The sequence below is a fragment of the Streptomyces sp. NPDC002181 genome (assembly GCF_042890485.1).
Classification (GTDB): domain Bacteria; phylum Actinomycetota; class Actinomycetes; order Streptomycetales; family Streptomycetaceae; genus Streptomyces.
Genome location: NZ_JBIASC010000004.1, coordinates 365,868 through 383,735, shown reverse-complemented (window position 1 = coordinate 383,735; position 17,868 = coordinate 365,868). Strand labels below are relative to the sequence as shown.

The following is a 17,868-nucleotide window of genomic DNA, read 5'->3' as shown; positions in this document are numbered from 1 at the left end:
ACGACGACCTCGGCGGCAGCCGGAACCTCGGGAGCGGCAACCGCACGCGTCGCACGGCGACGGGCACGCGGCGCCGGAGCGGCGGGCTCCTCGACGACCGGCACGGCCGGAGCGGCGGCGACCGGAGCGGCTTCCACGACGACCTCGGCGGCAGCCGGAACCTCGGGAGCGGCAACCGCACGCGTCGCACGGCGACGGGCACGCGGCGCCGGAGCGGCGGGCTCCTCGACAGCCGGAGCGGCGGCCTCGACGGCGGCGGCCGGAGCCTCCGGAGCGGCGACGGCACGGGTGGCACGGCGGCGGGCACGCGGCGCGGGAGCGGCGGGCTCCTCGACGGCGGGAGCGGCCGGGGCGGCGGGAGCGGCGGCCGGGGCGACGGCCTCGGCGGCGGCCGGAGCCTCGGGGGCGGCCACGGCGCGGGTCGCGCGGCGGCGGGTACGGGCCGGAGCGGCGGCCGGAGCGGCCTCTGCGGCGGGGGCGGCCGGAGCCGCCTCGGCCTCGGTCACCGCGGCGGCCGGGGCGGCGGTCCCACCGGGCGGTCCCGCGGGTCGCGACGCGGCGCGGCGACGCCTGCGCGGGGGCAGGTTGTCGCTCGGGCTGCCGCTGTCGGCGCCACCGGTGGTGTTGTTGGTTTCGTTGTTGAGCATGCGGGCGGTTCTCCCGTCACGCTCCCGGGCGCCGCGGCTGACTTCCGGTCCGGCGCGGGTCCGCGCGATCAGCGCGGACCCGGCCTCCGGGGCGCGTTCGCCACACGGGAGCTGTAGTCCATGGCCGCCGGTTCCGTACGTCTTGTCGTACGGCCTGGCGGAAGTCTTCAGGTCTGTGCGCGGCCCGCCCAGGTGGCTCCCGAGTGCCAGGGCTGCGCGACGACGACGATCCCTACGCGGCGGGACCTTCCGGCGCCTTCGCGTCGGCTGCTACGGCGGCCGTGGGTGGGGCGGCCGTGACAGCCTCGCGGTCGGGCGCGAGCGGGTCGGTCACCGTGCCGGACTCCTCGTCGAAGAGCCCCTGCGCCAGCCTGGTCACCGCTGCGGGGACCGGCGGCGCCAGGTCGGCCACAGCTTGGAGACCGGACAGGACGTCGTCGGGTCGAACGGCAGGTGTCAGATGCCGAACAACCAGCCGCAGTATCGCACAGGCACTGTCCGGCGTCCTATCAGCCGGGGCGGGAACCGTCTCAAGGCTCACGACGGCCCCCCGGGTGTCGAAGGTGCGCATGCCGTTCTTGGTGCGGCGCTGCACCTCCACCGCCTCGGCGGCGAGGAAGGCCTCGACCGCGCGCTGGGCGTCGGCACCCTCCACACCCTCCAGCCGCAGCTCCCACACGGAGGCGGTCAGGCGGTCGGCGAGCCCGGAGGTACGGGCCTCGACGGCCTCGGTGATGTCGAGCCCGACCGGCATCGACTCGTCGAGCAGCTCGCGCAGCTTCTCGGGGTCGCGGGGCTCCGCGAGGGCGATCTCCAGGTACTCCGCCTCGCTGCCGGTGCCGGTCGGCGCGGCGTTCGCGTACGACACGCGGGGGTGCGGGGTGAAGCCGGCCGAGTACGCCATGGGCACCTCGGCGCGGCGCAGGGCCCGCTCGAACGCGCGCTGGAAGTCTCGGTGGCTGGTGAACCGGAGGCGGCCGCGCTTGGTGTAGCGCAGTCGGATGCGCTGCACCACCGGTGCGGGGGGCGGGCCTTCGGGCTGTCGCTTGCCCAGTGGTTCTTCTCCTTGTGCGGGGCTCCGCGGCTCGCGCGTCGCCCTGAGGTCTGGTGAGCCGGCGCTCTCCGGCTCACCCTCGCTTGCGCCAGGAGATCTCGGGAGCGGCGGGCGTCTCGCCCACGGCTGTCGTACTACCCAGAGTACGCGCCCGTGACCTCGCCGGTTCCCGGCCGGGGCCCCCGAACAGGGCCCTTCGCACCTCGGCCCGGACTTCGCGGACGGTGTTGCGGACGGTGCGCCACACATCCCGTACGACATGTCCGACCGGAGTCAGCACGTGCCGGTACACCTGCGCCGCGGGCCACCCGACGAGCACCCACCCGACCAGCCGGACTCCGCGCCACACCGCCCGGACCATCCGCCCGGCGACGTGCCAGGCCCAGACGAGCACCTGCCCGAGCGGCGCGAGCAGGTACCGGTACACCCCGAGCCCGGCCGGCCGCAGCAGGTACCGGTAGAACACGGCGCCGAGCCATGCGAGCGCCTGCCCGGCGGGGGTGAGCACGTACCGGTGGAACACCGCGGCCGCCCAGGCCAGTCCCCGCCCGGCGGGAGCGAGCACGTACCGCCACAGCCCCACCCAGGGCCAGACGAACAAGGTCATGCAGAGCGCCCACACGATCCGGGCCACGCCCTTGGCGAGCGGGGCGAGCAGGTACCGCATCCCGCCGCGCCCGACCCAGGCCAGCGCCCGGCCGAGCGGGCGCAGGAGGTACGCGTACAGCCCCCGGCCGGCGGGAGCGAGCAGATGGGCGTACACCGGCCGGAGCACGTACCGCCACAGCCCGACCCACGGCCACACGAACACCAGCTTGAGCAGCACGGTCAGCACCAGGCCGATTCCGCGCAGCACCGGCTCCAGCACGTACTCGGAGAGCGGGCCCAGCACATGCCGGTGAACGGCCTGCCCGAACGCGACGAGCAGATCCCAAACCACCCGTACGGGCAGTACGACGATCAACGCCACGATCTTGACCGGCACCCGGATGACGCCCACCAGGCACCCTTCGCCCCCGGCCGGTACCTGCCGCTTTTCGATGTCCATACCCGTAAGGACACCCGAAACCCCCCGCCCGTTGCGGCCGGGGCACCCGTCAGTCGAATGAACATGCCCCCCACCGTTCCCGGTGAGGGGCATGTTCGAGGCGCGCTCTAGCCGCGGAGGGTCACTTCACGACCGTCAGCGGAAGAAGCTTCTTGCCCGTGGGGCCGATCTGGATGTGCGTGTCCATCTGCGGGCAGACGCCGCAGTCGAAGCACGGGGTCCAGCGGCAGTCGTCGACCTCGGTCTCGTCGAGGGCGTCCTGCCAGTCCTCCCAGAGCCAGTCCTTGTCGAGGCCGGAGTCCAGGTGGTCCCAGGGCAGGACCTCCTCGTACGTGCGCTCACGCGTGGTGTACCAGGCCACGTCCACGCCGTAGGCCGGCAGCGTCTTCTCCGCGGCCTGCATCCAGCGGTCGTACGAGAAGTGCTCGCGCCAGCCGTCGAAGCGGCCGCCCGACTCGTACACGGCGCGGATGACGTCGCCGATGCGGCGGTCGCCGCGCGAGAGGAGGCCCTCGACGATGCCCGGCTTGCCGTCGTGGTAGCGGAAGCCGATGGAGCGGCCGTACTTCTTGTCGGCGCGGATCTTGTCGCGGAGCTTGCCCAGGCGGGCGTCCGTCTCCTCTGCCGACAGCTGCGGCGCCCACTGGAAGGGGGTGTGCGGCTTCGGCACGAACCCGCCGATCGACACCGTGCAGCGGATGTCGTTCTGGCCGGAGACCTCGCGGCCCTTGGCGATGACGTTGACCGCCATGTCGCCGATCTGGAGCACGTCCTCGTCGGTCTCGGTGGGCAGGCCGCACATGAAGTACAGCTTCACCTGGCGCCAGCCGTTGCCGTACGCGGTGGAGACCGTCCGGATCAGGTCCTCTTCCGAGACCATCTTGTTGATGACCTTGCGCATGCGCTCGGAGCCGCCCTCGGGGGCGAAGGTCAGACCGGAGCGGCGGCCGTTGCGGGTCAGCTCGTTCGCCAGGTCCACGTTGAACGCGTCCACGCGGGTCGAGGGCAGGGACAGGCCCACCTTGTCGTCCGTGTAGCGGTCTGCGAGGCCCTTGGCGATCTCGGCGATCTCGGTGTGGTCCGCGGAGGACAGCGAGAGGAGGCCGACCTCCTCGAAGCCCGTCGCCTTGAGGCCCTTCTCCACCATCTCGCCGATGCCGGTGATGCTTCGCTCCCGCACGGGGCGCGTGATCATGCCGGCCTGGCAGAAACGGCAGCCGCGGGTGCAGCCGCGGAAGATCTCGACGGACATCCGCTCGTGGACGGTCTCGGCGAGCGGGACCAGCGGCTGCTTCGGGTACGGCCACTCGTCGAGGTCCATGACCGTGTGCTTGGACACGCGGTACGGGACGCCCGACTTGTTCGGCGCGACGCGCGCGATGCGGCCGTCGGGCAGGTAGTCGACGTCGTAGAAGCCCGGCACGTAGACCTGGCCGGTCCTGGCGAGGCGGAAGAGGACCTCTTCGCGCCCGCCCGGACGGCCCTCGGCCTTCCACGTGCGGATGATCTCGGTCATGTCGAGGACGGCCTGCTCGCCGTCGCCGATGACCGCGCAGTCGATGAACTCCGCGATCGGCTCGGGGTTGAAGGCCGCGTGGCCGCCCGCGAGGACGATGGGGTGGTCGACCGTACGGTTCCTGGCCTCCAGCGGGATGCCCGCCAGGTCCAGCGCCGTCAGCATGTTCGTGTAGCCCAGCTCCGTGGAGAAGGACAGGCCGAACACGTCGAAGGCGCCCACGGGGCGGTGGCTGTCCACGGTGAACTGCGGCACCTTGTGCTCGCGCATCAGTTCTTCGAGGTCCGGCCACACGCTGTACGTGCGCTCCGCGAGCACGCCCTCGCGCTCGTTCAGCACCTCGTACAGGATCATGACGCCCTGGTTGGGCAGCCCGACCTCGTACGCGTCCGGGTACATGAGCGCCCAGCGGACGTCACACGAATCCCACGGCTTGACGGTGGAGTTGAGTTCACCGCCGACGTACTGGATGGGCTTCTGCACATGCGGGAGCAGAGCTTCGAGCTGTGGGAAGACCGACTCGGACATCACGCGACTTTCGTGAAGCTGGCAGGGGGCGACTCTCAAGCGTAACCCGAGGCGCAGCCGCCTCCTGCCGCCGTGATCGTCGCCTAGGCGCCCGGCTCCGCCCGGAGCGCGGGGTCACTGGCTTGCCCCCATACGTCCGGAAGCTCCCGCTCACCCCGTGCGGCCAGAGCTTCTTCGCGGGCGTAGAGCACGCCCCAGGTAAAAGCGGACTCACCCGCTCCGGTCGCTTGCGCGCCGAGGCCGCGCAGAGCCTCGCGGGCGACGACGCTGTCCTGGTGGTCACCGAGCAGGCTCTGGACCGATTTCATGGCCTTGGCCTGCTGCTTCGCCGGTTTGCCGAGCTCGGGGACGGCCGCCTCCGCCGCGTAGCGGGCGCGTTTGGCGGCCTTGCGGGCCTCGTGGAGGGCCAGGTCGCGCTCCTCGCCGGGGTCGAGGCCGAGGGCGGCGGCGACCCGGGTGGCGAGCCGGCCGTAGTCCTTGACGACCGCCTTCGGCAGGGCCTGGGCGGCCGGCTTGTGCGCGCCCGGGAGCAGGGGCGGCTCGGCCAGCAGCGCGTCGAGGGCGTCGAGCAGGGCCGTGTACCGCTTGGCGTCGAGGGCGGCGAGGGCGCGGCGCCGGGTTCCCGAGCGGCGGGAGTTGTTCCACGTCCGCAGGCGGCCGCGGACCGGGCCGATCACGAGGGCGCGGGGGAGTTCGGCGAGGTGGGCCTGGATGCGGTCGTAGAGGACTTCCTGGTCCCGGTCGAGGCCGAGCTCGGCGGCCAGCCAGCGCAGCTCCTCGCCGAGCGGATCGGTGACGGCGCGGTCCAGGACCTTGCGGTACGTCTTGAAGGCGCTGCGCATCCGGCGGCAGGCGACCCGCATCTGGTGGACGGAGTCGGGCAGGTTGCGGCGGACGGCCGGGTCCTGGGCGACGAGCGCGTCGCGCTGTTCGTGCAGGTACGAGAGGACCAGCGCGCCCGCGGTGCCCGCGGCGGCGGCGGGCTCCGGCCGGGCCGGCGGCTCGGTGCCCGTCTCGGCGAGGGCCCGGGCCAGCTTCGAGGGGGCGTCGGAGACCTTGAGGCCGGCCTTGCGGAACCTCTTCTCGACGGCGTCGAGGAGCGCCGGGTCGGCCCCGTCGGCGAGCTCCACCTCGACCTCGGTCCAGGAGGCGGCGGCCTCGTCCCGTTCGGCGCGGACGGCGTCGGTGGAGAGCTCCGCGAGGAGCATGCCCTCGGCGTCGAGGAGGTGGCTCACGCGGCGCGAGGAGACCAGGCGGACCTGGGGTTCCAGGGCGGCGTCCCGGACCCGGGAGCGGACCAGGGCCGCGAGGGCGCGCGGGACGGTGTCGGCGAGGGGAGCGCCGATCTCGTCACGGACGCCCGGTGAGACGGGCAGTTTGAGGTGCCAGCCGGCGTCGGCGCCGCCGGTGCGCCGCCGCAGGGTCAGGCCGTCGGCGGCGAGCCGCTGGTCGGGGGTGTCGTAGTAGACCGCGTCGAGGTCGACGGTGCCCTGGTCGGCGACGGACGCGACCGCGTCCGTGCCGGTCAGGTCCGGGACTCCGCGGCGCGCGGCCTTGCTCGTCGTGAACTCGAATTTGCGCTCGATCTCGCGTTTCGTGTCCGCCATACGTCGAACCTAGTCCTGAACGGATCACGAAGGCAGGGTGAACGGGGGAATCCACGGCCGAACCGGCCGAAGATCGGCCCCGCTAGGCCGACATCGGCCGTTGCACCCTGATCGACTGGAGCAGCCCGACCGCCACCCACACCGCGAACATGGACGAGCCTCCGTAGGAGACGAACGGCAGCGGCAGCCCGGCCACCGGCATGATCCCCAGGGTCATCCCGATGTTCTCGAAGGCCTGGAAGGCGAACCAGGCGATGATCCCGGCGCACACGATCGTCCCGTACAGCTCGGTGGTCTCGCGGGCGATCATGCAGGCCCGCCAGAGGATGATGCCGAGCAGGACCAGGATCAGCCCGGCGCCGAGGAAGCCGAGCTCCTCCCCCGCCACCGTGAAGACGAAGTCGGTCTGCTGCTCGGGCACGAACTGGCCGGTGGTCTGCGAGCCCTTGAAGAGCCCGGAGCCGGTCAGCCCGCCCGAGCCGATCGCGATGCGGGCCTGGTTGGTGTTGTAGCCGACGCCGGCGGGGTCCAGCTCGGGGTTGGCGAAGGCCGCGAAGCGGTTGATCTGGTACTCGTCGAGCACGCCGAGCTGCCAGATCAGGATGGCCCCGGCCGCGCCGGATCCCATCAGGCCGACCACCCAGCGGTTGGAGGCACCGGAGGCGAGCAGCACGCCGAGCACGATGACGACCATGACCATGACGGAGCCGAGGTCGGGCATCAGCATGACGATGCCCATCGGTGCGGCGGCCAGGCACAGCGCCTTGACCACGGTGCGGTGGTCGGGGTGGACGAGGTCGCCCGCGTCCACCCGGGTGGCCAGCAGCATGGCCATGACCAGGATGATCGTGATCTTCACGAACTCGGAGGGCTGGAGCGAGAAGCCGCCGCCGATCACGATCCACGCGTGGGCGCCGTTGATGGTGGCGCCGAGCGGGGTGAGCACGGCGAGGATCAGCACCAGGGAGAGCCCGTACAGGATCGGTACGGCGCCGCGCAGCGTGCGGTGGCCGAGCCAGACGGTGCCGATCATCAGCACGAGGCCGATGCCGGTGTTCAGGGCGTGCCGGATCAGGAAGTAGTACGGGTCGCCCTGGTTGAGCTGGGTGCGGTTGCGGGTCGCCGACCACACCAGCAGGGCGCCGATGAAGGAGAGGGCGAGCGCCGAGAGGAGTATCGGCCAGTCGAGCCGGCGCAGCACGGAGTCGCGCGAGGTCAGCTTGGCCATCGCGCCGCGCTCGGGCGCGTACCGGGATACGGAGAACTTGTTCGCGGTCTGCATCGGGGTCTCAGTCCTGCCGCGCGGCGGGCGGGGCGGGGGGACCGGCGAGCGCGGGCGCCGGTTCCTCCGGGGACGGGGGCACGTAGGGCTTGATGTCGGGGGCGTCGATGGTTCCGTCGGGCCCGATGGTGGGGAGCTTCGCCTCCGGCTTGAGCAGGAAGGCCTTTTCGGTGTCCTGCTTGCCGGCCATGGTCAGACCGTAGATGGCGTTGTAGATGTTGCGGACGGCGGGTCCGGAAGCGCCCGAACCGGTACCGCCCTGGGAGATCGTCATCACGATCGTGAAGTCCTCGGTGTACGTGGCGAACCACGAGGTGGTCTGCTTGCCGTAGACCTCGGCGGTGCCGGTCTTGGCGTGCATGGGGATCTGCTTCTGCGGCCAGCCGCCGAAGCGCCAGGCGGCGGTGCCGCGGGTGGCGACGCCCTCCAGGGCGGCGTTGATCTTGACGCGGGTGGCCTCGGTCATGGGCAGTTTGCCGTGGGACTGCGGCGGGATCGGCTCGGTGTGCTTGCCGTCGGCGCTGATGACGGCCTTGCCGATGGTCGGGTTCCACAGGGTGCCGCCGTTGGAGATGGCCGCGTAGATGGTGGCCATCTGGATCGGGGTGACCAGGGTGTCGCCCTGTCCGATGGAGTAGTTGATGGCGTCACCGGCGCGCATGAGGTTGCCTTCGAGGCAGTTCTCGTAGGAGAGCAGCTCGACGTAGGTGCCGCCCTTCTTACCGGTCTTGCACCACATGTCCTTGTTGAGTTCCCAGAACTTCTGCTTCCACCGGCGGTCGGGGACCCGGCCCTTCTCCTCGCCCGGCAGGTCCACGTGGGTCTCGGCGCCGAGGCCGAACTGGTGGGCGGTCTTGTAGAAGATCTCGGCCGGGGCCTTCTTCGGGTGGAGCCCGCCGTCCTTGATCCACTGCTGGTGGCCGAGGGCGTAGAACACGGTGTCGCAGGAGACTTCGAGGGCCCGGCCGAGGGTGATGTTGCCGTGGCCCTGGGACTCGAAGTTCTTGAAGACCTGGCCGCCGATCGCGTACGAGCTGGGGCAGGGGTAGTCCCCGTCGAAGTCGTAGCCGGCGTTGACGGCGGCCGCGGTCGGGATGACCTTGAAGATGGAGCCCGGGGCGGCCTGGCCCTGGATCGCCCGGTTCATCAGCGGCACGTTGGCCTCTTTGGCGGTCAGCTTGGCGTAGTCCTTGCCGGAGATCCCGCCGACCCAGACGTTCGGGTCGTACGTGGGCATGGAGGCCATGGCCACGACCCGGCCCGTCTTGGACTCCAGGACGACCACGGCGCCGGCGTCGGCCTTGTAGGGGACGCCGGTGTTGCGGTCGATCTGCTTGCGGGCCTCCAGCATGGCCGCGTTCAGCTCGAACTCGGCGACGCCCTGGACGCGGGCGTCGATGCTGGTCACGAGGTGGGCGCCGGCGACCGTGGGGTCGTTCTTGGCCTGGCCCATGACCCGGCCGAGGTTGTCGACCTCGTAGCGGGTGACGCCGGACTTGCCGCGCAGGGTCCGGTCGTACGTGCGCTCCAGGCCGAAGCGGCCGACCTGGTCGGAGCGCAGCAGCGGCGAGTTGGTGTTCTTGGCCTTCTGGATCTCGTCGTCGGTGACCGGGGAGAGGTAGCCGAGCACCTGGCCGGTGTTGGCGCCGCCGGGCGCGGGGTAGCGGCGTACGGCGGTGGGCTCGGCCGTGATGCCGGGGTACTCCTCGGGGCGTTCGCGGATCTGCAGGGCCTGCTGGGTGGTGGCTTCGGTGGTGACGGGGATCGGCTGGTAGGGCGAACCGTTCCAGCAGGGCTTGGGGGTCTGGGAGTCGCAGACGCGGACCTTGTTCATGACGTCCTGCGGCTTCATGTCCAGCACGCCCGAGAGCCTGGTCAGGACGCCCTTGCCCTTGTCCTTCATCTTCATCAGCGCGGTGCGGCTGGCGGAGACGACCAGGCGGGTCTCGTTGTCGGCGAGCGGGACGCCGCGGGCGTCCAGGATCGAGCCGCGGACGGCCGGCTGGACGACCTGCTGGACGTGGTTGCTCTTGGCCTCGTGGTAGTACTCGGCGCCGTTGCGGACCTGGAGGTACCACAGGCGCCCGCCGAGGGTGCAGAGGAAGGAGAGGACGAGCACCTGCATGATCACGAGCCGGATCCGCACGCGGGAGGTCCGGCCGGTCTCGGGGGCGTTGGTCACGGGAGCTCCTCCCTCACAGCTTCTTGACGCTCTTCACACTCTTGATCGCCTTGACGCCCTTTATCCGGCCGGCCTTGTTGGCGCGGCCGCGTGCGAGTCCGCGCCGCAGGCCGCCGCGCTGGCTGCCGATGCGCAGGCCGGTGCCGCCGGCGAGCCAGCCGGAGGACACGTCGGCGGCCGCGGCCTGGCCGCCGCCCGCCTCGACGGCCATCGGGTCGTTCTCGGCGCGGCGGGCCAGCGCCATGATGAACGGCACGGTGAAGGGGGCGAGCAGCAGGTCGTAGAGGGTCGCGGTGAACAGCAGCCCGGTGAGCCCGACGTGGCGGGCGGCCGTGTCGCCGACGAGGGCGCCCACCCCGGCGTAGAGGAGGGTGGAGCCGATCGCGGCGGCGACGACGGTCAGCATCGGGCCCCAGGCGGAGCGGAAGCGCCCGCTGTCGGGCCGGGCCAGGCCGGCGGCGTACCCGATGACGCACAGCACGAGCGCGTACCGCCCGGCGGCGTGGTCGGCGGGCGGGGCCAGGTCGGCGAGGAGTCCGGCGGCGAAGCCGATGAGTGCGCCGCTGAGGTGCCCGTACACGAGGGCGAGCGCGACGACGGTGAGCAGGACCAGGTCGGGTACCGCGCCGGGCAGTTGCAGCCGGCCCAGGACGGAGACCTGTACGACGAGGGCGACCACGACCAGCGTGGCCGAAAGCAGGATCCGGTTGAAGCGCATGACGGTCAGCTCCTACTCGTCGGCCGGCTTGCCGGGCACGCTGGCGGACGGCGACGGCGTGACGGTGACGGTGACCGTCGGGGTGGGCTTCACCTCGGGCTTGGGCGGCAGTACGGCGTCGCGCGGGTCCTCGCGGGGCGGCATGACGACGACGCCGACGATGTCCAGGCGCGAGAAGCCGACGAAGGGACGCACCCAGATGGTGCGGGTCAGATCGCCGCGCGAGGGGTCGACCTTGACGACCTCTCCGATCGGGACGCCGGGCACGAACGGCTTGTTGCCCCGCGAGCCGAAGGTGACGAGCCGGTCGCCGGGGCTGACCTTGGCCTTGCCGTTGAGCATCTGGACGGACAGGGCGCGGTCGCCCTGTCCGGTGGCGAAGCCGAGCTCGCCGGTCTTCTCCAGGCGGGTGCCGACGGTGAAGTCGGGGTCGTTGGCGAGGACGACGGTGGCGGTGTCGGGGCCCACGGTGGCGACCCGTCCGACGAGTCCGTCCCCGTTGAGTACGGTCATGTCGCGCTCGATGCCGTCCTTGCTGCCGGCGTCGATGGTGACGGTCCAGGAGAAGCCCTGGGCCGCTCCTATGGCGATGACCTCGGCGCCCTTGATGCCGTACTGTCCGGCGCCGGCCCGCTTGAGCATCTCGTCGAGCTCGTGGATGCGGCTGCGGGTCTGGTCGTCGCTGCCGAGCTTGGCCTTCAGGGCGGCGTTCTCGCGCTCCAGCGTGGCGATGCGGTTGTGGCGTTCGCCGGAGTCCCGTACGGCTCCTATGGCGTTGGCGACGGGGTCGACCGCGGTCGCGACCCCCTCCTCCACGGGGCCGAAGACCGCTGCGGCGGCCTGCCGGGCGCCGTCGACCGGAGACTCCTCGCCTGCCCTGATGTCCACCGTGATCAACGCGAACGCGATGGCGATCAGAAGCACCAGGAGCAGCCGGCTTTCTCGTGTGTCCCTCACGTGCGGCGGCCGTGCCTTCCTCGTCGGAAACTTACTGGTCTGTATATCAACGATCCGCCGCACGGGCGCGGCAGCACCCGTACGGCGGATCCTTGTGTTCCGCATGGCCCCCGGACGGGGGTGTGTCAGCGCCGGGGCTGGGCGTCCAGAACCTGCTGGAGTGCCTCGAACTCCTCCACGCACTTGCCGGAGCCGAGGGCGACGGAGTCGAGCGGGTCCTCGGCGATGTGGATCGGCATGCCCGTCTCGCGGCGCAGCCGCTCGTCGAGGCCGCGGAGCAGGGCGCCGCCGCCGGTCAGCACGATGCCGCGGTCCATGATGTCGCCGGAGAGCTCGGGCGGGCACTTGTCGAGGGTCGTCTTGACCGCGTCGACGATGGCGTTGACCGGCTCCTCGATGGCCTTGCGGACCTCGGCGGCGGAGATCACGACCGTCTTCGGGAGGCCGGAGACCAGGTCCCGGCCGCGGATCTCGGTGTGCTCGTCCTTGTCGAGGTCGTAGGCCGACCCGATGGTGATCTTGATCTGCTCGGCGGTGCGCTCACCGAGGAGGAGCGAGTACTCCTTCTTGATGTGCTGGATGATCGCGTTGTCCAGCTCGTCGCCGGCGACGCGGATGGATTGTGCCGTGACGATTCCGCCGAGGGAGATGACTGCCACCTCGGTGGTGCCGCCGCCGATGTCCACGACCATGTTGCCGGTGGCCTCGTGGACGGGCAGGCCCGAGCCGATGGCGGCGGCCATGGGCTCCTCGATGATGTGCACCTGGCGGGCGCCGGCCTGCGTGGACGCCTCGATGACGGCGCGGCGCTCCACTCCGGTGATGCCCGAGGGGACGCAGACCACGACGCGCGGACGGGCCAGGTAGCGGCGCTTGTGGATCTTGAGGATGAAGTACCGGAGCATACGCTCCGTGATCTCGAAGTCGGCGATCACGCCGTCCTTGAGGGGCCGTACGGCGACGATGTTGCCGGGCGTCCGGCCGATCATCTTCTTCGCCTCGGAGCCGACCGCCAGGATGCCGCCGGTGTTCGTGTTGATGGCGACCACGGACGGCTCGTTCAGGACGATCCCCCGGCCCCTCACGTACACCAGCGTGTTGGCGGTCCCGAGGTCGATCGCCATGTCACGGCCGATGAACGACATGTTGTTCCCCTTGTTCCCCATGAGGAGCGTCTGGCCTTCCAGTTGATAGCGGCTGCTGTCAGGTCGGCGAGGTGGGTGTGTGGGTGGAGGCCCCATCGTAATGCCGCAAGTACGAACACCGCGCGACGGGACTCCGGCAATCCCGCCGGAACGGAAACCCGCCCCCTAGTGGTGACGACGTGTCCTGCACATGCGTTCCCGCTCGTGCCCGGTAATACCGAAGGGCGACCGAAATTACTTCGGTCGCCCCAGGTCATGAGCGCTATTCGGCTGATGTTACGTCAGGAAGGACTCATCAGAGCGAGGGGAAGAACAGCTTCAGCTCGCGCTCCGCGGACTCCTCGGAATCCGAGGCGTGGATCAGGTTCTCCCGGGTGATGGTGCCGAAGTCCCCCCGGATGGAGCCGGGCGCCGCGGCGATCGGGTCAGTGGGGCCGGCCAGCTGGCGGACACCCTCGATCGCGCGTTCCCCTTCCACCACCAGGACCACGACCGGACCGCTCGCCATGAAGCCCATGAGGGGCTCGTAGAAGGGCTTGCCCTTGTGCTCGCCGTAGTGGGTCTCCAGGGTCTCCTGGTCCAGCGTGCGCAGCTCCATCGCGGGGACGGTCCAGCCGGCCTTCCGCTCGATGCGGCCGATGATCTCGCCGATCAGGCCCCGACGGACGGCGTCGGGCTTGAGGATGACGAGCGTGCGCTGGGTCATGTTGCGGCTCCTTGCGGCATACGGGTGCGGTCCGACGAGGCTACAGGGAGTCAGCGGGGCCCTTGCGCGGGCCCCGGGCCCCGCGGCCCGGGGCTCCGCGGCCCGGGGCTCCGCTGCCCGGACCCCGCTGCCCGGGACGCGGCCTCAGGCCTGGGCCTCGCCCTGCGCCGCCGCCCACCGGGCCTTGATCGCGTCGATCTTGGCGCCGTAGTGCACCGAGCACCACCACAGGCCCGCGAACGCCGCGCCCAGGATGAACATCATCGGGACGACGAACCCGCTCAGGATCAGCCCGATCTGCAGCGCCCAGCCGATCTGGACCGCGCCGGGACGCGAGAGCATCCCGCACAGCAGCACCGACAGCAGCATGGCGATCCCGCAGACCGTCCACACCGTGGCCTGGGTCAGATCCGGGTTCTTCATGGCCACCAGCCCCGCGAAACCGATCACGAAGAACTCGCCGATCAGCGTCGAAGCACACAGCGTGCGCATCCCTCAGCCCCTCTTCAGCAGCAGGCGGGCCTCGCCCACCGTGATCACGGACCCGGTCACCAGGACCCCGGCCCCTCCGTACTCCGCCTCTTCCTCCGCCAGGGTGATCGCCGCCTCCAGGGCGTCGTCCAGCCTCGGCTCCACCTGCACCCGGTCCGGCCCGAAGACCTCGACCGCCACCGCCGCCAGCTCGTCCGCGGACATCGCCCGGTGGCTGGAGTTCTCCGTGACCACGATCTCCGCGAAGATCGGCTCGAAGGCCTCCAGGACCCCCTTGACGTCCTTGCCCTCGCTCGCGGCCATGACCCCGATCAGCCGGCTGAAGCCGAAGGCCTCGGTCACCGCCTCCGCCGTGACCCGCGCGCCGGCCGGGTTGTGGGCCGCGTCCAGGACCACCGTCGGGCTGCGCCGTACGACCTCCATCCGGCCCGGCGAGGTCACCGAGGCGAAGGCCCGGCGCACGGTCTCCAGGTCCAGCTCCCGCGACTGCTGCGCGCCCACTCCGAAGAAGGCCTCGACCGCCGCCAGCGCCACCGCCGCGTTGTGCGCCATGTGGGCCCCGTACAGCGGCAGGAAGATGCCGTCGTACTCGCCGCCCACTCCGCGCAGCGTCAGCATCTGCCCGCCGACCGCCACCTCGCGCGAGACGACGCCGAACTCCATGCCCTCGCGGGCCACGGTCGCGTCCACCTCGACGGCCTTCTTCAGCAGCACCTGCGCCGCGTCCACCGGCTGCTGCGCCAGGATCACGGTGGCGTCCTGCTTGATGACGCCGCCCTTCTCCCCGGCGATCTCCCCGGGCGTGGAGCCGAGCCGGTCCGTGTGGTCCAGGCTGATCGGGGTGATCACAGCGACCGCGCCGTCGATCACGTTGGTCGCGTCCCAGGTGCCGCCCATGCCGACCTCGACGACGGCCGCGTCGACCGGGGCGTCCGCGAAGGCCGCGTACGCCATGCCGGTGAGCACCTCGAAGAAGGACAGCCGGTACTCCTCGGCGGAGTCGACCATCTCCACGTACGGCTTGATGTCGTAGTACGTCTCGATGAAGCGCTCGGCGGTGATCGGGGCCCCGTCGAGGCTGATGCGCTCGGTGACCGACTGCACGTGCGGGCTGGTGTAGCGGCCGGTGCGCAGCTCGAAGGCGTTCAGCAGGGCCTCGATCATGCGGGCGGTGCTGGTCTTGCCGTTGGTGCCGGTGACGTGGATGGAGGGGTACGCGTGCTGCGGTTCGCCCAGGACGTCCATCAGCGCGGCGATCCGCGTCACGGACGGCTCCAGCTTGGTCTCGCCCCAGCGGGTGGAGAGCTCCTGCTCCACCTCCTGGAGCGCCCGCGCCACCTCGGGGTCGAGGGGCTGCGACGGTACCGGGTCGCCCTGGGGCGGTCCGGCCTGGGCGCGCAGGGTGCGGCTGCCGGCCTCGATCACCGCCAGGTCGGGGTCGCGGTCGGACTCTTCGGCCACGATCCGGTCGAAGACCTCGGTGGTCTCGTCGCGGTCGTCGGGTCCGTTGCTCTCGGGCTGCTGCTCACTCACGGGGCCAGTCTACGGACGGGGGGCCCGGGGACTTTCTACCCGGCCGTTTCAGGACCTTCGGCGGCCGCTGCGACCTGATCGTTATGCAAGCCTTGCGGGCAGGAGATAGGGGAACAAATGCCGCAGGCCAGCACCGACAAGTCCGCTTCCAGCCGCGACATAGGGATCGATCTGGGGACCGCGAACACCCTGGTCTACGCCCGGGGGCACGGCATCGTCCTCAATGAGCCGTCCGTGGTGGCGGTCAAGGCGGGCACGACCACGGCCCTGGCCGTGGGGGCCGAGGCCAAGGAGACCATCGGCCGCACCCCCGGCTCCATCACCGCGATCCGCCCCCTGAAGGACGGGGTGATCTGCGACTACGAGGCCGCCGAGGAGATGATCCGGCACTTCGTCCGCAAGGCCGTGCCCGGGCGGCGGCCGCGCACCCGGATGGTGATCTGCGTGCCCTCCGGGGTCACCCCGGTCGAGCGGCGGGCCATCGTCAACGCCTCGACGCGGGCCGGGGCCAGGGCCGTCCACCTGATCGAGGAGCCGATGGCGGCGGCGATCGGCGCGGGCCTGCCGGTGGCCGAGCCGCGCGGCTCGATGGTCGTCGACATCGGCGGCGGCACCACCGAGGTCGCCGTCATCTCGCTCGGCGGGATCGTCACCGCCCGGTCGCTGCGGGTCGGCGGGGACCGGCTGGACGGCGCGATCATGGACCACGTGCGCAAGGAGCACGGGCTGCTCATCGGGGAGCGCACCGCCGAGGACGTCAAGGTGGGCATCGGATCGGCCTGGCCGGTGCCGGACCGGCCGGAGCTGGAGACGCGGACCTTCACGGTGCGCGGCCGGGAGCGGGTCGGCGGGATGCCGAAGACGCTCTCGCTGGGGGCGGCGGACGTACGGGCCGCGCTCGACGAGCCGGTCGAGGCGATCATCGCGGCGGTGCGCGCCACCCTGGAGGAGTGCCCGCCGGAGCTGTCGGGCGATGTGATGGAGCACGGCATCGTGCTGACCGGCGGCGGAGCGCTGCTGCCCGGCCTGGACCTGCGGATGGCCTCGGCCACGGGCATCCCGGTGTTCGTCGCCGACGCCCCGCTGGACTGCGTGGCGCTGGGCTCGGGCCGGTGCGTGGAGGAACTGGACACGCTGAACAGCCTGCTGGTCCCGGCGAAGGCCTGACGGGGCGGGCGGTGGTGGCGCGGTTACGCCCTGGGGAGGGTGGCCACCACCGTGTACGAGTCCTCCGTGCGCGTCGCCGTCAGGGTTCCGCCCAGGCTGCGCACGCGCTCGGACATGCTCGCCGTGCCCGAGCCCGCCGAAACGGGGGCGCGCGTCGGAGTCCGGACGGGAAGGCCGTTGCTGACCGCGATCCGCAGCTGCGGGCCGTCCGCCTCGATCGACACGTCGATCGTCTCGCCGCAGGCGTGCTTGGCCGCGTTGGTCAGGCATTCCTGCACCACCCGGTAGACCGCCGCCTGACGCAGCGGCGACAGTCCGTGCACCTGCGGGTCCAGGACCAGCCGTACGGGCGAGCCGGCCCGGCCGCTCTCCTGCGCGAGGGACGGCAGCCCGTCGACGCCCGGGGTGGAGGCCCGCTCCCCGCGCTGCACGATGATTTCGTTGAGGACCAGGTGGGCCCGGCGCGCGGTGTCGGCGAGCTCCTCGAAGTCCTTCGCGTACGCCGTCTGGCGGGCCCGCGTGGAGAGCACCTCGGAGCGCACGGTCAGCAGGGTCAGCTCGCGGCCGACGAAGTCGTGGACGTCGCGGGCGACCGCGGTGCGCTCCTGCTCGACGGCCTGGAACACCGCCGATTCGGCGCGCCGGGCGGCCAGCTCCCCCACGAGGTCGTGCCGGTAGGCGGCGATGCCGACGGCCGAGGCGAGCACCCCGATGGGCACGACGAGGCTCAGGAACGCGCTGAGCGTCTGGGCGTGCGGTTCGGGCCAGCCCGGGACGCTGAAGACGATCAGCGCGAAGGCGATGTACCCGAGGGTGGCCAGGACGGCCGGCCGGCGCCCCCGGTAGCGCCCGACCGAGTACAGGGCGAACTGAATCAGCGTCAGCTCGTGCAGCCAGCCGATGAAGAGCAGCGCGGTGAGGTACGAGACCCAGGGCATGCGGCGCCGCACCACCAGGGAGCAGCACCCGGCGGCGAGCACGACGGCGGCCATCGGGCCGCTGAGCGAGTTGTCCGCGGCGGCCAGGCCGGGCAGGTCCAGCGCCATGAGGCCCAGGCAGCCGAGTGCGGTGAGCACGTCAAGCGCCCGGGGGGACCCGGCCCAGCTCGCGGCGAGCCGGCGGCCGGCGGCCGCGGCCCGGTGGAGCGCCGAGGCGACGGGCGGGACGTACATGCCTTCCATCATCCGTGCTCGGCGAGGGGTATCGGATCCGCCAACCCGGCCGAAAACGTGATGTATGACACTTCGGACAACTCGGGACACAACAAGGACCGCCCCGGACCGACC

Annotated in this window: 14 protein-coding genes and 1 pseudogene; 1 reads left to right on the top strand and 14 read right to left on the bottom strand. The window is 71.6% G+C overall.

Annotation, left to right across the window (positions count from 1 at the left end):
- The 13 genes and pseudogenes from ACFYXV_RS14130 to ACFYXV_RS14070 all read right to left on the bottom strand — a co-directional run.
- Window positions 1-647, bottom strand: a pseudogene (locus ACFYXV_RS14130) (ribonuclease E/G); the annotation flags it as partial.
- 232 nt (window positions 648-879) lie between these two features.
- The gene (locus tag ACFYXV_RS14125) at window positions 880-1,659 is read right to left on the bottom strand and encodes a TIGR03936 family radical SAM-associated protein (RefSeq protein ID WP_048479428.1); all 780 of its coding nucleotides are present in this window, start codon (window positions 1,657-1,659) and stop codon (window positions 880-882) included.
- A 115-nt stretch (window positions 1,660-1,774) separates the two neighbouring features.
- Window positions 1,775-2,749, bottom strand: coding sequence for a hypothetical protein (locus ACFYXV_RS14120; RefSeq protein WP_389382996.1), 975 nt, complete (start codon window positions 2,747-2,749; stop codon window positions 1,775-1,777).
- Window positions 2,750-2,870: 121 nt separating this feature from the next.
- Window positions 2,871-4,796 carry a TIGR03960 family B12-binding radical SAM protein gene (locus tag ACFYXV_RS14115; RefSeq protein ID WP_385476233.1) on the bottom strand — a complete coding sequence of 642 codons (1,926 nt, stop codon included), beginning with the start codon at window positions 4,794-4,796 and terminating at the stop codon, window positions 2,871-2,873.
- Between the two features lie 80 nt (window positions 4,797-4,876).
- Window positions 4,877-6,400, bottom strand: a complete 1,524-nt coding sequence (locus ACFYXV_RS14110; RefSeq protein WP_385476231.1) for a CHAD domain-containing protein — start codon at window positions 6,398-6,400, stop codon at window positions 4,877-4,879.
- Between the two features lie 82 nt (window positions 6,401-6,482).
- Window positions 6,483-7,682, bottom strand: coding sequence for a rod shape-determining protein RodA (gene rodA / locus ACFYXV_RS14105; protein ID WP_385476229.1), 1,200 nt, complete (start codon window positions 7,680-7,682; stop codon window positions 6,483-6,485).
- A gap of 7 nt (window positions 7,683-7,689) precedes the next feature.
- Entirely contained in the window at window positions 7,690-9,864 is a 2,175-nt protein-coding gene (gene mrdA / locus ACFYXV_RS14100) for a penicillin-binding protein 2 (protein ID WP_383344592.1), read from the bottom strand.
- Between the two features lie 13 nt (window positions 9,865-9,877).
- Window positions 9,878-10,582, bottom strand: a complete 705-nt coding sequence (gene mreD / locus ACFYXV_RS14095; protein ID WP_366101451.1) for a rod shape-determining protein MreD — start codon at window positions 10,580-10,582, stop codon at window positions 9,878-9,880.
- 12 nt (window positions 10,583-10,594) lie between these two features.
- Entirely contained in the window at window positions 10,595-11,539 is a 945-nt protein-coding gene (gene mreC / locus ACFYXV_RS14090; RefSeq protein ID WP_383344596.1) for a rod shape-determining protein MreC, read from the bottom strand.
- 125 nt (window positions 11,540-11,664) lie between these two features.
- Complete coding sequence (locus ACFYXV_RS14085) at window positions 11,665-12,684, bottom strand: rod shape-determining protein (protein ID WP_008738981.1); 1,020 nt, start codon at window positions 12,682-12,684, stop codon at window positions 11,665-11,667.
- 295 nt (window positions 12,685-12,979) lie between these two features.
- The gene (ndk, locus tag ACFYXV_RS14080) at window positions 12,980-13,390 is read right to left on the bottom strand and encodes a nucleoside-diphosphate kinase (RefSeq protein ID WP_123514492.1); all 411 of its coding nucleotides are present in this window, start codon (window positions 13,388-13,390) and stop codon (window positions 12,980-12,982) included.
- Between the two features lie 144 nt (window positions 13,391-13,534).
- Window positions 13,535-13,882, bottom strand: a complete 348-nt coding sequence (locus tag ACFYXV_RS14075) for a DUF4233 domain-containing protein (protein ID WP_366101453.1) — start codon at window positions 13,880-13,882, stop codon at window positions 13,535-13,537.
- Window positions 13,883-13,885: 3 nt separating this feature from the next.
- A complete protein-coding gene (locus ACFYXV_RS14070; RefSeq protein ID WP_383496647.1) occupies window positions 13,886-15,415 on the bottom strand; it encodes a bifunctional folylpolyglutamate synthase/dihydrofolate synthase in 1,530 nt (509 codons plus the stop codon).
- 117 nt (window positions 15,416-15,532) lie between these two features.
- Between ACFYXV_RS14070 and ACFYXV_RS14065 the strand changes: the two genes are divergently transcribed.
- The gene (locus tag ACFYXV_RS14065) at window positions 15,533-16,582 is read left to right on the top strand and encodes a rod shape-determining protein (RefSeq protein WP_389382995.1); all 1,050 of its coding nucleotides are present in this window, start codon (window positions 15,533-15,535) and stop codon (window positions 16,580-16,582) included.
- 23 nt (window positions 16,583-16,605) lie between these two features.
- On the opposite strand, the gene ACFYXV_RS14060 is transcribed toward ACFYXV_RS14065, so the two are convergent.
- Window positions 16,606-17,754 (bottom strand): sensor histidine kinase, encoded by a 1,149-nt coding sequence (locus tag ACFYXV_RS14060; protein WP_385476223.1) that lies wholly within the window; start codon window positions 17,752-17,754, stop codon window positions 16,606-16,608.
- Window positions 17,755-17,868: the final 114 nt, after the last annotated feature.